We start from the raw sequence: 13620 nt of genomic DNA, 5'->3' as shown, positions 1-13620 counted from the left end.
ACCTGCATCTTTTTGGCCTACCCCAGCATGGAGGCTTTTTTCTCTTCTACCCCCTCTCCTCTCTGCAAGGGATCCGGCTGGCGACTGGGCTGGGATCCCCGGCGCTCTCCTTTTGTGGCCCTTGTGGGAGGAGAAACCTGGGCGCTGGAGCTAACTCAAGAGGAGTGGCAAGCTTTTGGGCAGGGGGTGTACTGCCTGCAGCGGGATATGGAGGCCATAGCCTCCCAACTGATGGCCGAAGAGAGCCTCACCCTGGAGCAGACCTTCCCCTCGCTAACTTTGATTGCCCACGGCAGCCCCGCTGCCTGGGATCTCTACCTACAGTTGCACCAGGGCCGGCGCGGCGAGGGCTTCTGGCCAGCAGAGGCTGTCCCGGGGCTGTGCCGTGCTCTTGCCCAGTTTCGGGAGCACAGATGACCTAGCAGTTGCTAGGATTGGGAGTTGCCCTGGGACAGCGGCCCCCTTCATGTCGACAGCTTTGGATCTTCAGCTGCACGACTGCCAAGTTCATCCTCCCGACCGTCAGCCGATCACCATTGCCCTAGCCAAGGGAGCTTTGCTAGCCGATGCCATCCGCTGTCTGCAGCAGGTAGGGATCGACTTTAGCCGCTTTTTGGATCCGGCCAATCGCCTCCTGCGCATTGAATCCCCTACCCAGCTCAAGGGACAGCGCTACGCGGCGCTGCTGGTGCGCAACCAGGACGTGCCGGTGTACGTGGAGTACGGCCAGGCCCAGCTGGGGATTGTCGGCTACGATGTCCTGCGGGAGCGCTATGCCGGCAGGGAAGCGGGGGTAGCCCACCTGTTGGACCTAAAGTTTGGCTACTGCCGCATGGTGGTGGCTCTTCCCCAAGACAGCCCCTACACCTCAGCAGCCCAGTTGCCGCCCTATGCCCGGGTAGCTTCCAAGTTTGTCCGCTGTGCCCGCGAGTATTTCGACCGCCTGGATTTGCCGGTGGAGCTCATCTCCCTTGCCGGCTCAGTGGAGCTGGCTCCCCTCACGGGCATGGCTGATGCCATTGTGGACTTGGTGGCCACCGGCCGCACCCTGCGGGAAAATGGCCTGGTGGAGCGGGACTGTCTCTTCGAGAGCACAGCCCGCCTGATTGCCCATCCCACCAGCTACCGGGTCAACCAGCAGCCCATCGGTGAACTGGTGGCCCAAATCCGAGAGCACTGGCTGGGATCTCTAGCGGTTAGCCAGCTTTAGTTCTTGCCCAGTCAAGAAACTTTGCTTGGCTTAGCAAAGAGCGGATTGCGATTGCGTACAATGGGGGCACTGGTTTATTTCCCAAGAGATTCAAAACAGGTTTTTCGAGGTTGATTATGCGGTACCGTCCCCTGCTCGCCATCCTGCTGGCGCTTTGTCTAGGCGTCTTCGCCTTTCGGGCTGAGGCAGCCAAGGCCCCTCTAACCTACGACCAGATCCGCAACACGGGCAAGGCGGCTATTTGCCCGTCGGTCTCGGACAATGCCCGCGGCCGCATTGAGGTGCCCCAGGGCGAATCCCTAAAGCTGACCGATGTCTGCTTCCAGCCCGTGCAAATTGAGGTGGAAGAAGAAAAACGGAACGGGGAAAAAGAGTTTATCAAAGCCAAGAACATCATGATCTCGGCCGCTACCCTGGGGCCGATTAAAGCGGAAGTCACTGCCAAAGAGGGCGGCTTGGAGTTCAAAGTGGTGGATGGGATCACCTTCCAGCCAACCACCGGTCAGTTGCCTCGCCGCGAGCTGGTGCCCTTTTTGTTTAGCGTGAAAGACTTGGTGGCCACCGCTCAAGGGTCGGTCATCGATCCCTCAACGGACTTTGAAGGCGAGTTCTTGGTGCCCGGCTACCGTACCAGCAGCTTCCTCGACTCGCGGGGGCGGGGTTCTAGCACTGGCTACGACACGGCTGTGGGGCTGCAGGCGGCCAAGGAGGACTTTGCGGCCAACCGCAAGGTGGACGAGATTTCCCGGGGGAAAATGTCGCTGCGCATTGCTCGCGTAGATTCCAGCACTGGAGAAATCGCTGGCTCCTTTGTGAGCATTCAGCCGTCTAGTACCGAGCAAGGGGCACTGGAACCTCGCACCGTTCGCGTTCAGGGCCTGTTTTATGCCCGTCTGGCGCAGGAGTCCTAAAAAAGCCTGAGGCAGGCCATTCTAGGGCAGGGGCGGATCCCTGCCTGTTTTTGTGTTCCTGGCAAGGGCGGAGCAATTGCCAACCGAGGAGCGCGACAGGCATGGCCAACTATGACTGGATTGTTGTCGGCGGCGGGATCACCGGAGCAGCCCTAAGCTATGAGTTGGCCCGCCAGGGGGGATCCGTTCTTCTCCTTGAGAAGGAGGCGCTGCCCGCCAGTGCCACCCGCTATAGCTACGGTGGCTTGGCTCATTGGGCTGGAAAAACTCCCCTGCTCAAAGCTCTGGGGGAAGAAGGGATCCAGCGCTACCGCACTCTCTCAGAGGAGCTGGAGGCAGATATTCACTTTCGCGAGCTAGATCTGCTCCTATTGGTTGCTCCTGGCTACTCAGTGGAGGCGGTGGAGGCGGATCTAGCCGACTGTCGCATCCCACCCCAGCGGATTCCGGTGGAGACGGCCTGTGAGCTGGAGCCCCTTTTGCAGCCGGCGGCCCTGGAGGGCGTGCTCTGGGCCCGGCACGGCCACATCCACCCCTGGCTGACGACCCTGGCTTTTCGGAGGGCTTTCCAACGCCTGGGGGGATCCCTGCTTTTGCAAAGCGTAACTGGCTTGCGGCGGCAAGGGCAGCGGGTCACCGGCGTAGAGACACCCGCCGACTTCCACGGGGCAGCCCAGGTGGTGGTGTGCGCCGGCGGCTGGACACGGGCTTTGTTGCGTCAAGCTGGCATCTATGCCCCTATCTACTTCACCCACGCCGAATCCCTCGAGCTAGAGCCTGCGGCAGTGCAGCTGAGAACCATTGTCATGAGCGCGCCGGTGCAGCGCCTGGAGCTGGAGCGGCAGGCGGCTCACCCCGACCGGGATCCCCTCTGGGACAAGCCGGGGCAGGAGCTCTGCCCGCCCATCCTGGATGTCGGGATCCTGCAATTTCTAGACGGCAGCATTCGCCTGGGCCAGATCAGTCGGGTGCTGACGGATCCTCAAGCCCAGCTGGATGCCACTAGCGGCGAAGCGCAAATCCGGGCCCAGGTGGGGCGCTACCTACCCCAGGTGGCCCACTTGCCCGGGCGCTGGTGTCACTGCTTGGTGGCCTTCAGCGGCGATCACTATCCCTTGGTGGGATCCCTGCCCGGCTGGGAAGGGCTACAACTCTTTTCTGGCTTCAGCAGCCCTTTGGCCATCCTGCCGGCCTTAGCCCGCCGCTTTGCCCAGCAGGCGTATGGCCAGGCGGATGAGTGGCTCCCCAGTCTCTCGCCGGCGCGCTTCACTGCGCCCTCCCCCCCTGCCCCTTCTCTTGAGGGAGAGCGGACCCGGAACTGCTTAAGTCCACTCCTCCGCTAGCGCTGTCTCCGGCAAATCTTCCAGGTTAAGCTGCACCTGGCGCTGCAAGGCCAAAATAGCCTGATATTCCTGGTGAATGCTGGCCTGGTATTGGGCAGCTAGAGTGGTGTTGCCTTCGGAAAAGGCCTGCTCCCAGAGCTGCGTCCAGTAGCGGTAGCGCTTCTGGCGAATTTCCAGCTCCATGTTGGCTAGAGCAGCCCGCACCACCAGGCGCGGACGCATCAGGGCCACGCGGGTAGTTTCGTCCTGCCAGAGCAGGTGGCTGAGGCGCTCGTTGAGGGCGTCGTCCTGGGCGCAGAGAGTGCGCAGGGCGGTCAAAAGACCCTCCTCCTCGTCTTCCAGTTCCGGCTGGGCCGAGACCAGCTCCAAGATCCGCTGCCACAGCTCCCGGTGAGGACGGAAACTGAATTGCAGCTCCCGCTCCATCAAGGTTTGGCGGATCTCGCGGCGGTACTCGGCAAAATGCAAGTAGATCTGCAGAAGATGGGACTCGGACTGCAAGAGTTTGGATCCCCGGTCGGCAGCAGGTTGCTGGGGTTTTGACCAGCGGTACTGGCGCACGGCGCGGCGCAGATCCTCTTCCAGATTGCGGCTGAGGCGAGCGCTGCCCCGGCTGAGCAATTCCGCCACTTTGTGGATATACAAGGAGCGCCACTGCCCGCCTAGACCGGCCAGCAGTTGCACCAGCGCTTGATAGGCCTGTTGGAAATCGGCGGCCTGGCTGAGATCCCGACCGGCCAGCACCTGTTCAATCCGCCAGTCCAGCCATAGGGGAGCCTGAGCCAGCAGGGCCTCTAGTTGGGAAGCCGGGTGCTGCCGCAGGAATTCGTCGGCATCTTTCCCAGCGGGAAGGGTGAGGATGCGCAACTCGATTTCCCCCCGCCGCGCCTGTTCTTCAACGGCTTGAATAGCCCGCAAGGCGGCATTCAACCCAGCGCGGTCGGCATCGAAGTTGAGGATGACCCGCTTGGACGGCGTGTAGCGCAGCAGAGCCTTGACCTGGTGCGGCGTCAGGGCCGTGCCCATGGCGGCTACCGCATAGGCAATGCCGGCTTGGTGCAGGGCGATCACATCAAAGTACCCTTCCACCACTAAAACTTGGTCGGCTTTGGCGATGGCCTCGCGGGCAAAGTTGAGGCCATAGACCACCTGGCTCTTGTTGAAAAGCTCCGTTTCTGGGGAGTTGAGGTACTTGGGCTGCTCCTCTCCTAAAGCCCTGCCGGCAAAGCCGATGACCTGCCCCTGCAGGTCAAAAATGGGCAGCATGATGCGGTTGCGGAAGCGGTCGTAGTGGCCTCCTCCCTGGCGCGGCACCAGCAGGCCGGCTTCTTCTAGAAGCTTGACCGGCTGGCGCTTCTGGTTAACCAGGTACTCGTAGAGCGACTGCCATCCGGAGGGAGCAAAGCCGATTTGAAACTGTTGACAGGTCTCTTCGCTCAAGCGGCGGCTATGCAGATACTCCCTAGCCGCCGATCCCACCGGGGAGTGGAGGGCGTGCCGGTAGAAGTCGGCGGCCATGGCCAAGACCTCCAGCAGCTTTTCCTGACGCGAGACCTGGCGTTCGTAGTCTGGGGAGAAGGATCCCTTGGGCTCAGGCACATGGTAGCGGCGGGCTAGCCAGCGCACGGCTTCGGCAAAGGAAAGGCGCTCGGTCTCCATAACAAAGCGGATGACATCTCCCCCGGCGCCACAGGCGAAGCACTTGTAGATCTGCTTGCTGGGGCTGACGTGAAAGCTGGGCTTGTGGTCGTCATGGAAAGGGCAGAGGCCGACAAAGTTTTGCCCCCGCTTGCGCAACACCACTTTTTCGGCCACCACCTCAACGATGTCGGCCTTCTGGCGCACTAACTGGATGAACTCCGGCGGCAGACTGCTCATGGCCCTAGGGATCCTCCACCCTATGGTAGCTGGGGGGACTTGACAGGCTGTCTTTTGACGTGGCCTGACCCGCCAGAGATAATGGTCTAGCTTCAAAAACTAGATTTTTCCATGAACAGTCTTTTGCAAATTGTTGAGAGGAAAATGCGGATCGTTAAACTTTTCTTGCTGCTTTTGCTTGTCGGTGCCGCTGTCTTTTGGAGCCCGCAAGTGGCTTCTGCTGAGCCGGATTTGGCTTTAGGAGCCAAGGTCTTTCAGGCCAAGTGTGTGGGCTGCCACTTGAACGGGCGCAACTCGATAGTGCCGGCTAAAAATCTCTCCCTAGCTGCCCTGCACGAGTACCACGTGGATACGCTAGAGCTAATCCAAGCCCAGGTGCGCAACGGCAAAGGGGCCATGCCTGCTTTTGGCAAGCTCCTCAAGCCAGAAGAGATCGAGGCGGTGGCCGCCTACGTCTTGGATCGCGCTGAGCACAACTGGAGTAAGGGCTAATGGCCCAGGACGAAGTGGCCGTGGCACCTCAGGCGCTGCAGGAGCAGGGCCGTCAAGTCCAGGGATCCCGCTGCCAGCTTCTCTCAGTGGGCATAGGGGCCCATGGGCTGGTGGCGGTGGGCATTTCTGCCCATGGGGTGGTAGCCATCGGTGTGGTAACCCACGGCATCCTCTCCATTGGCCTAGTAGCCATGGGCGCTCTCTCCTTTGGGCTGGTGTCCATGGGCTTGGCCAGCGCCGGCCTGGTGTCCATGGGTCTCTCCAGTTGGGGCCAGCACAGCATGAGCCTGATGGAATCCCACGGATCCCATCGCCATCCCTAAAGATTGGAAAAAAGGAGATTGGAAATGGGTCTGCAAAGTTACTTAGCTCTAGCCAGAAAATCTCTGCTGGCTTTGGGCATGAGCTTTCTGCCTCTTTCTTCTGCCTGGGCTCATGTTACCGTCCATCCCCAAGAAGCGCCGGCAGGCAGCTACACCAAGCTCACCTTTCGCGTAGCCCATGGATGTGATGGCTCCCCAACCAAGCGCTTGCGGGTGCAGATCCCAGAGGGATTTGTTTCCGTGAAGCCGATGGTGCACCCTCTGTGGAAAATCGAGACGGTCAAAAGGCCGCTGAAGACCCCATACGAGTCCCACGGGAAGATGATCACCGAAACGGTTGCCGAGGTGATTTGGAGTGGCGGCTCGCTGCCCGATGGCCTCATGGATGAGTTCAGCATCAGCGCCAAGCTGCCGAATCGGCCCGGCGAGGTCATCCCCATCCCGGTGATCCAGGAGTGCGAAAAAGGCATGCACCGCTGGATCCAGGTGGCGCAGCCGGGCGAGGATCCCAAGAGCTTGCCGGAGCCGGCCCCGCTGCTGAAGCTGACAGGTGGAGGTAGTGGACAGGGTCATGGTCACGGCAGTCGCTAGGCGGCCTGCTGGGCAGGATGTCTCGCCCTAGAAGGGTCTTTGCTGGGATTTGGGCTGGGATCCTCGGCTTCTTGCTGTGGACGGCTGGGATCTCGCCCGCTTTCGCCCATGCCAGCTTGCTCTCCACTTTCCCGGAAGATGGAGCGGTGCTCCAGGAAGCGCCGACGCAAGTGCGGCTGGTTTTCAATGAGCCGGTGCAGCTTACGCAGCTCCAGGTTTTGGACGGAAATGGACAGGTATTGCCCCTGGAAAACCTGGTGAGCAGGGGCGAGGCGCTTCAGGGGGATTTGCCCCAGGGAATCCCAGCGGGGGTTTACCTTGTCAGTTGGCGGGCCATTTCCGCTGATTCCCATCCGGTGAGTGGCTCGTTTGTCTTCCAGGTGGGGACTGCAGATCCAGAGCTGGTTCAAGCGGTGAGGGCGGCCCACCTCCGAAGAAGGGATCCCCTATATTGGCCGCTGGTAGGTGTGCGCTGGGGGATCTACCTGGGCAGCCTCTTTGTGGTGGGGGTGTTGGGCTGGTGGCGGCTGTTGCAGGGGCGTTCGAGCGTTTTGGGGGCAAATGGAATAGAGCTCTCTGTTCGCGCCAGCAGGACGGAGTCCTTTAAGGCCTGGGCTTTCGTGGCAGCTTGGCTCACCCTTAGTTTGACTCTGGTGGCCTTCAGTTTGCACTTGGCCCAGCTTTACCCCCACCTCAATGGGCAAAAGCTGCTGAGTGTGATGCTTTCTCCCTACGGCTGGGGTACGGCACTGCGGCTAGTGGGGCTAGGAGTTCTGATCTGGGCCTGCGAGGGAGGTGCCGCCTGGGCCAGCAGTGTGGGCTCGGTGTTGGTCATTGGATCGTTTCTGCCCATTGGCCATGCCCTCACGAGCGAGTATCCGGCAGGAACGATGGCGCTGCTGGGGCTACATCTAGCCGGCTCGGCTTTTTGGCTAGGGGGGCTATGGGGGCTGGAGCGCTTGCTGAGCAGGGAATCTGCTCCCTACCCATCTGTAGGCACTATCCAACGGTTTTCTGACGTAGCCACCTGGGCAGTGCCGGGGCTTATCCTAGCGGGGGTGGGAATGGCTGGGATTCACGGCGGCTGGGACTGGGATCATCCCTATGGGCGATACCTTTGGACCAAGCTGCTGATAGTGCTAATGATGGTGGGGCTGGGCGCCCACAACAAGTTTCGGCTGGTGCCAGCATTACGGCAGGGTGGGCAGGCGGTGGGCCGGTTGCTACGCCAGATCGTCCGCCTGGAGCTGGTGGGACTGATCCTGGTGCTGGCCCTGACCAGTTTTTTGGTAGCTCAAGCTCCGCCTGGACAGGAGAGGAGCTCCCCTGCAGAGCCGTCTTGCCAAGAGGAATTGAGCTGGCCAGAAGGCAGCCTCTCCCTGCGGATCTTGCCCTGTCGACCCGGCAACAACCGGGTTCAAGTGGAGGTTAAAAAGATCCCAGCCCAGGAGCTGAACTTGGCCTTTTCCCTGCCCGAACGCGGGATCCCACCTCTGCGCCGACAAATGCTGCCGAAGAAGCCCGGCCAGTTTGCGGTTGAGAATGTGCCCCTGACATTAGGGGGAGAATGGCAGATTGAGGTGCGACTCTTGATCAGCGACTTTGAGGAGCGGCGTGGGCAAATCAGAGTTGTCCTGTAGGGGCAAGTGAAGGGATCCCTGCCGCTGCTTCCAAGAGCCGTCCGTCGTAGTCCTGCAGCTGGAGAGCCGTTTGGAAGTCCTGGCAAGCTCCCTGCCAATCGCCGAGGGCAAGACGGGCCAGGGCGCGATTGAGGTAAAGCTTGAAGTGGGCGGGATCCAGAGCGATGGCTTGGGTGTAATCCTGGAGGGCCGCTGCAAAATCTCCCTGTTGGGCATGGGCCCAGCCGCGGTTGTTCAGGGCCAAGAGGCGCTCCTGGGGCTCTAGCTCCAGTTGCAGTAGTTGCGTGTAGTCGGCCAGCGCTTTGTCGGTCTCCCCCCTTTGATCCCACAGCAGGGCCCGCCAGAAGAGAGCCTGGCGCTCCTGGGGGTTCAGGAGCAGCGCCTGAGTGTAGTCGGCAATGGCCTGCTCCGGCCGGTTGGCCTGGCGGTGCAGATCCCCCCGCTGACAGTAGGCCAGGGCGGCATCAGCTAGCCCCCAGTCGCAGTTGCAGCTCAAAGCCTGGTCAAGATCGGCTAGCGCTGCCTCTTGGTTGCCCAAAGCCAGATGTACCGCCGCCCGCAGGGCAAATCCCTGAGACGCCTGCGGCTGCTTTTGGATTAGGGCAGTGAAATCCGCTAGGGCCCCTTGCCAGTCCCCCAGCCGTTGCCGCGCCATGCCCCGGCGCAGATGGGCACTGGCTAGCAGCTCTGGTTCAGCTTGGGCTGCCGCCTGCAGCACCTGGGAGAAATCCGCACAGGCTGCCGGCCAATCTTCTCGGTCGAAATGGGCCTGGCCACGGTGGAAATAGAGCTGCAGGTTGTTCGGATCCCGCTCCAGGGCAGCCGTGTAGTCCTGCAGGGCCGCCAAGGGATCCCCCAAAAGCCTGTGGACCTGCCCGCGGCTGCTGTAGGCCCTGGCATCGCTGGGATCCAAAGCAATGGCCTGGTTCAAGTCGGCAAGAGCCGCTTCCAGTTGGCCCAGATCCAGATGAGCAATCCCACGGTTGAGGTAGACCTTGGTCAGCTGGGGATCCAACTCCAGGGCGCGGTTGAAGTCGGCTAAGGCGCCTGCCGGATCTCTCAACTCCTGGCGGGCCAGCCCTCGGTAGAAATAGGCCGGCGCCAGCTCCGGGTTAAGGCGGAGCGCCTGTTCGCAGTCAGCCAGCGCTGCCTCCAGGGCGTTGTTGCCCAGGTAGGCTATAGCCCGCTGCAGATAGAGCTCCGCCTGCGCTGCCATCCCTGCCTCAGAGGCCCCAGCAGGCTGCAGCGCAATGGCTTGGGAAAAATCCTCGATGGCCCCCTGGGGATCCCCCAAAGCTTGGCGGGCTAGGCCGCGGTGGTAGTAGGCCTTAGAGTGGGCGGGATCCCGCTGCAGCGCCTGGGTGTAGTCTTCAATCGCTCCCTGAAAGTCCAGCAACTGCGCCCGCGCCACGCCCCGGTTGAAATAGGCTTCCACATCCTGGGGATCTCGTTGGATGACCTCGGAAAAATCGGCCACAGCCCCTTGCGCATCTCCCAGATGGCCGCGCACCACGCCGCGGTTGAAATAAGCCCGTACTTCCTCGGGATTGAGCTCAAGGGCGCGGGAATAGTCCTCGATGGCCTTTTGGTTTTGCTCGAGCTGCCGGTAGGCGTTGCCGCGGTTGTAGTAGGCCACGGCCCAGTTGGGGTTGAGGTGGAGAGCGTGGGTGTAATCGGCAACTGCCCCCTCATAGTCCCCCAGCCGGTAGCGGGCGATGCCGCGGTTGACATAGGCACGGGCATCCCCTGTCAGTTGAATGGCCTGGGTGAAGTCCTCCACAGCTCCTGCCCAGTCGCCACTTTTGTAGCGGGCACTGCCCCGCTGGCTATAGGCGCGGCCATTCTGGGGATCCAGTTGGATGGCCAACGTGTAGTCGGCAATCGCCCCCTGCAGATCCCCTTGGCGAGCTTTTTCCTGGCCGCGGGTTACCAAGCGCATCGCCAAGAGCTGATCCACCGAAAGCTGGGAAAGAGCAGGCGCTACACCTTCGGTGGGGGTAGGCAGGAGAGGCCGCAGCGCCTCCATTACCTCAGCCGCCGATTGAAAGCGCTCCTGCCAGCGGGGACAGACCATGCGATCCAGAATCTCCGCTAGGGCATCGCTAACCGGTACTAGATCCCGCCAGAGGAGCTGGCCAGTACACGGATCGTCTGGGATCTTGGTGGGGGGACGGCCGGTGAGCGCCTGAATGGCCAGCACCCCAACCGAATAGATATCGCTGCAGGGCTGGGGCTTGCCGCTGAGCTGTTCCGGGGCCATGTAGCCCACTGAGCCAATCACCGTCGCCAACTGGGTTTGGCCAGGGGCAGGGCTGCCTAGCCGTCCCACCTCCTTCACCGCCCCAAAGTCAATCAGCACCAGCTTGCCATCGGCGTCGCGGCGCATCAGGTTGGCTGGCTTGATGTCCCGATGCACAATTTGACGGGCATGGACGTAGTGGAGGATCTCCAGAATCTCCCACAGCAGCTTGACGACCTCCGCCTCGCTTAGAGGCTGGCCAGCCACCAGCTCTTGGCCGAGATCGTGCCCAGCAATGAACTCCTCAACCAGGTAGAACTCCTGATCCTGCTCGAAGTGGGCCAAGAGGCGGGGCACCCGGTCGTAGTTGTTGAGCCGGTTGAGAACCTTGGCTTCCCGCTCGAACAGCTTGCGGGCCGTGGCCAGGGTGTAGGGATCGGTGGAGAGGGGGCGCAGGCGCTTGACCACGCAGGGAGTATTGAAAGTGTCGCGATCCACCGCTTTGTAGGTAACCCCAAAGCCCCCCTGCCCCAAAAGGCCGAGGATTTCGTAGCGTCCCCGCAGAAGGGTTCCCGGCTTAACCTTGTCTTCCATAGCCCAGCTTGCCCCGCTGTGACCTTGGTCACAGCAAGCTGGCTCGATTCTGCCACAAGCTGCTCCCCTGCAGCGAGCTTGCCCCTAGTCCTGCACGTACTCTTCGCCGGAGATGAGGGCCGCCTCTGCCTTCTGGAACTCCCGCCCCAGGTAGGCAGCGTGGCTAAGCTGGGAGACTACCTTCTCGCTTTCCTTTTCAAAGATCTGGACACACAACTCTTTGGCCGTCCGCCCAACGTACACCCGCTGCGGCGGGCGATTGACTGGCCCTCGCGCTGGGATCACCGCTCCAGTCTCCGGGTCAGTGGCTAGACCCCGCTCGTTGATCACGGTGCTGTAGTACTTGGCGCAAATGAGCTGCTGCTGTCGATCCACATAGATGACAAAGTAGCCTGCCGGGTCTAGCTCCAGGGGCCGGCGGGAAAGCTGGTCATCAATGCGGCGCACCTGCTCCCGCAGAGACTCAGAGGAAAAAGACGACATAGTAAAGTTGCCAAGAAGCTAGCAAAACGGGTGCCAAAAACGTAGCCAAGACTACCTTCATTATCCCTATTGTGGCCGAGGAATGGGATCCCTTGCTTCAGGAGAAGTCTTAGGGTTTGCCAGTGCTTTTTCAAGCATTGGCAGTTACTTAAAGCCTTGGCAAACTCAGCGAAAAGGCGGATGCTTGCAGGTGGAAGGTGAGATTACCGTGGAAGCAGTGAGCGAGCGACAGTCTTTGCCAAAATGCACTCGGCTGAAGCTGAGAGGCTTGGGGGGGTTGGGATCCCTGAGGTAACCCCTCCAACGGAGAAAGGGGGAGCTGGTCACCTCCTCATCGTGGGCAATCAGCGCGACAGCCGCCTGTTGCTGAGGAAATTGCTGGAGAGCAGTAGCTACCAGGTCAGCGAGGCGGAAAACGGCCAGCAGGCCCTGCAAATGGTGCAAACCCTGCAGCCGGATCTGATTTTGTTGGATGTGATGATGCCGGGGCTCGACGGATTTGAGGTCTGTCGGCGCATCAAGGCCAATGGGGAGACGCGCTTGATCCCGGTGGTGCTGATGACAGCCGCTAGCGACCGCAAAAATCGCCTGCGGGGCATTGAGGCGGGGGCCGATGATTTTCTCGGCAAGCCCTTTGACGAGGCGGAATTGCTGGCGCGGGTGCGTTCCCTCGTTCACCAGAAGCATTTGAACGAAGACTTGGATCATGCCGCCCAAGCTTTATTTGCCATTGCCCGCATTGTGGAAAGCCGGGATCCCATCACTGGGGATCACTGTGAGCGCCTGGCACAACTGGCCAAAAGCTTTGGCGAGTTTCTCCAGCTACCCCGTCCTCTAATCAAGGTGCTGACCTGGGGAGGCTACCTGCACGATATCGGCAAAGTGGGTATACCTGATGCGATTTTGGGCAAAACGGGCAAGCATACGCCGGAAGAGTGGGAGGTGATGAAATCCCATGTCTTGATTGGAGAGGAGATCTGCCGCCCGCTGCGCACCCTGAGAGATGTGCTGCCCCTCATCCGCCACCACCACGAGCGTTGGGATGGCAGCGGCTATCCCGATGGCCTCAGGGGAGAAGGGATCCCGCTGGTGGCCCGCGTCTTCCAGATTGTCGATATCTACGACGCCCTCACCTCGGAGCGACCCTACAAGCGCGCCTTCACCGTTCAAGAGGCCATGGACATCCTGCGGGAAGAAACAGCCAAGGGCTGGCGGGATCCCTACTTGGTGGAGCGTTTCTTCGAGTTTCTGCAGTCACGGCTGCCCCAGTTGAAGTAGACTAGGCCCAGTAGGCTCCTCAAGGCAAATCCTTTGGCAGGCGCAGATCCTCTACGGCGCTGTGTAGGCTGCCGCCAATTGTTTCCCCGCTCCCAGTTATGGCGGCTGGTTAGGCAATACGACACTCACCAGGTGCTTTTGGGCAGAGGCATGGGTCGTTCTGCCTACCTATGTCGCCGGCTAGAATGCTTGCAGGCAGCCCGGCGGAGGCACCAGATGAGTAGAGCCCTCAAGGCGCCGGTGCCCGACTCGCTGTGGCAACTGCTGGAGCAGGAATTGCTGCGCAGTTCTGAGGCAGAAAGCCTCCAGGAGACATCAGTCCCAGAGGGGCGAGTCTCAGAGCAACCTCAGTAGCCCTGAATCGGTCAAGGTACCGGGTTCACTCCGTTCCAGCTACACGGTAGCCCCTCTTAGCTGTCAGAATGGGGCTGGGGGGGGTCGGCCGTGGCCAACTTCTGGGAACTGTAGAAGGGCTATCCTAAAAAGGCACTGTCGGTGTTGCTTCCTGCCCTAGTTGCCTATGCCCCCCGGCCCTTTTGGACTTAGATTCCCCCTGGAATTATGCTGCAGCAGGTTTAGTCTCAATCCGTTAATTGAGGTTGATTCAACTCCTGTAAAACTGACAAGGAGAGAGGAGC

The 13620-nt window shown here is 60.9% G+C and carries 13 protein-coding genes; 10 read left to right on the top strand and 3 right to left on the bottom strand.

Annotated features, from left to right (window positions below):
• The first annotated feature begins 27 nt into the window (after positions 1-27).
• From NW808_RS03840 to NW808_RS03825, 4 genes are all read left to right on the top strand, one after another.
• Positions 28-417 carry a DUF1818 family protein gene (locus NW808_RS03840; protein WP_414420343.1) on the top strand — a complete coding sequence of 130 codons (390 nt, stop codon included), beginning with the start codon at positions 28-30 and terminating at the stop codon, positions 415-417.
• 49 nt (positions 418-466) lie between these two features.
• Positions 467-1210 (top strand): ATP phosphoribosyltransferase, encoded by a 744-nt coding sequence (hisG, locus tag NW808_RS03835; RefSeq protein WP_414393400.1) that lies wholly within the window; start codon positions 467-469, stop codon positions 1208-1210.
• Between the two features lie 116 nt (positions 1211-1326).
• A complete protein-coding gene (locus NW808_RS03830; protein ID WP_414393399.1) occupies positions 1327-2121 on the top strand; it encodes a photosystem II manganese-stabilizing polypeptide in 795 nt (264 codons plus the stop codon).
• A gap of 101 nt (positions 2122-2222) precedes the next feature.
• Complete coding sequence (locus NW808_RS03825; RefSeq protein ID WP_414420342.1) at positions 2223-3464, top strand: NAD(P)/FAD-dependent oxidoreductase; 1242 nt, start codon at positions 2223-2225, stop codon at positions 3462-3464.
• On the opposite strand, the gene dnaG is transcribed toward NW808_RS03825, so the two are convergent.
• Positions 3444-5342, bottom strand: coding sequence for a DNA primase (dnaG, locus tag NW808_RS03820; protein ID WP_414420341.1), 1899 nt, complete (start codon positions 5340-5342; stop codon positions 3444-3446). The two genes, NW808_RS03825 and dnaG, sit on opposite strands and share 21 nt — an antisense overlap.
• Positions 5343-5486: 144 nt before the next feature.
• On the opposite strand from dnaG, the gene NW808_RS03815 reads away from it, so the two are divergent.
• Genes NW808_RS03815 through NW808_RS03800 form a run of 4 tightly spaced genes read left to right on the top strand, consistent with a single transcriptional unit; the run spans position 5487 to position 8388 of the window.
• Positions 5487-5834, top strand: a complete 348-nt coding sequence (locus tag NW808_RS03815) for a c-type cytochrome (protein ID WP_414393791.1) — start codon at positions 5487-5489, stop codon at positions 5832-5834.
• A complete protein-coding gene (locus NW808_RS03810; protein WP_414409623.1) occupies positions 5834-6157 on the top strand; it encodes a hypothetical protein in 324 nt (107 codons plus the stop codon). Before NW808_RS03815 ends, NW808_RS03810 begins: the two co-directional genes overlap by 1 nt.
• A 24-nt stretch (positions 6158-6181) precedes the next feature.
• The gene (locus NW808_RS03805) at positions 6182-6748 is read left to right on the top strand and encodes a YcnI family protein (protein WP_414420340.1); all 567 of its coding nucleotides are present in this window, start codon (positions 6182-6184) and stop codon (positions 6746-6748) included.
• A 17-nt stretch (positions 6749-6765) separates the two neighbouring features.
• Positions 6766-8388 (top strand): copper resistance CopC/CopD family protein, encoded by a 1623-nt coding sequence (locus NW808_RS03800; protein WP_414420339.1) that lies wholly within the window; start codon positions 6766-6768, stop codon positions 8386-8388.
• Here the strand turns inward: NW808_RS03800 and NW808_RS03795 are convergent.
• Positions 8372-11221: a tetratricopeptide repeat protein gene (locus NW808_RS03795; protein ID WP_414420338.1), complete on the bottom strand. Its 2850-nt coding sequence runs from the start codon at positions 11219-11221 to the stop codon at positions 8372-8374. The two genes, NW808_RS03800 and NW808_RS03795, sit on opposite strands and share 17 nt — an antisense overlap.
• Positions 11222-11305: 84 nt before the next feature.
• On the bottom strand, positions 11306-11704 hold the full coding sequence (locus tag NW808_RS03790; protein WP_414405420.1) for a DUF4346 domain-containing protein: 399 nt from the start codon (positions 11702-11704) through the stop codon (positions 11306-11308).
• 243 nt (positions 11705-11947) lie between these two features.
• On the opposite strand from NW808_RS03790, the gene NW808_RS03785 reads away from it, so the two are divergent.
• Positions 11948-12982 (top strand): HD domain-containing phosphohydrolase, encoded by a 1035-nt coding sequence (locus tag NW808_RS03785; protein ID WP_414420337.1) that lies wholly within the window; start codon positions 11948-11950, stop codon positions 12980-12982.
• Between the two features lie 33 nt (positions 12983-13015).
• Positions 13016-13336 carry a YlxR family protein gene (locus NW808_RS03780; RefSeq protein WP_414393383.1) on the top strand — a complete coding sequence of 107 codons (321 nt, stop codon included), beginning with the start codon at positions 13016-13018 and terminating at the stop codon, positions 13334-13336.
• The last annotated feature ends 284 nt before the right edge of the window (positions 13337-13620 follow it).

Source organism: Synechococcus sp. W70.1, from assembly GCF_047461515.1.
Classification (GTDB): domain Bacteria; phylum Cyanobacteriota; class Cyanobacteriia; order Thermostichales; family Thermostichaceae; genus Thermostichus.
This window is presented reverse-complemented; position numbering and strand designations above follow the sequence as displayed.

Coding starts and splice junctions, on each gene's coding strand:
- NW808_RS03840 (WP_414420343.1), top strand. CDS start 28: ATGGAGGCTTTTTTCTCTTCTACCCCCTCTCCTCTCTGCAAGGGATCC.
- hisG (WP_414393400.1), top strand. CDS start 467: ATGTCGACAGCTTTGGATCTTCAGCTGCACGACTGCCAAGTTCATCCT.
- NW808_RS03830 (WP_414393399.1), top strand. CDS start 1,327: ATGCGGTACCGTCCCCTGCTCGCCATCCTGCTGGCGCTTTGTCTAGGC.
- NW808_RS03825 (WP_414420342.1), top strand. CDS start 2,223: ATGGCCAACTATGACTGGATTGTTGTCGGCGGCGGGATCACCGGAGCA.
- dnaG (WP_414420341.1), bottom strand. CDS start 5,342: ATGAGCAGTCTGCCGCCGGAGTTCATCCAGTTAGTGCGCCAGAAGGCC.
- NW808_RS03815 (WP_414393791.1), top strand. CDS start 5,487: ATGCGGATCGTTAAACTTTTCTTGCTGCTTTTGCTTGTCGGTGCCGCT.
- NW808_RS03810 (WP_414409623.1), top strand. CDS start 5,834: ATGGCCCAGGACGAAGTGGCCGTGGCACCTCAGGCGCTGCAGGAGCAG.
- NW808_RS03805 (WP_414420340.1), top strand. CDS start 6,182: ATGGGTCTGCAAAGTTACTTAGCTCTAGCCAGAAAATCTCTGCTGGCT.
- NW808_RS03800 (WP_414420339.1), top strand. CDS start 6,766: ATGTCTCGCCCTAGAAGGGTCTTTGCTGGGATTTGGGCTGGGATCCTC.
- NW808_RS03795 (WP_414420338.1), bottom strand. CDS start 11,221: ATGGAAGACAAGGTTAAGCCGGGAACCCTTCTGCGGGGACGCTACGAA.
- NW808_RS03790 (WP_414405420.1), bottom strand. CDS start 11,704: ATGTCGTCTTTTTCCTCTGAGTCTCTGCGGGAGCAGGTGCGCCGCATT.
- NW808_RS03785 (WP_414420337.1), top strand. CDS start 11,948: ATGCACTCGGCTGAAGCTGAGAGGCTTGGGGGGGTTGGGATCCCTGAG.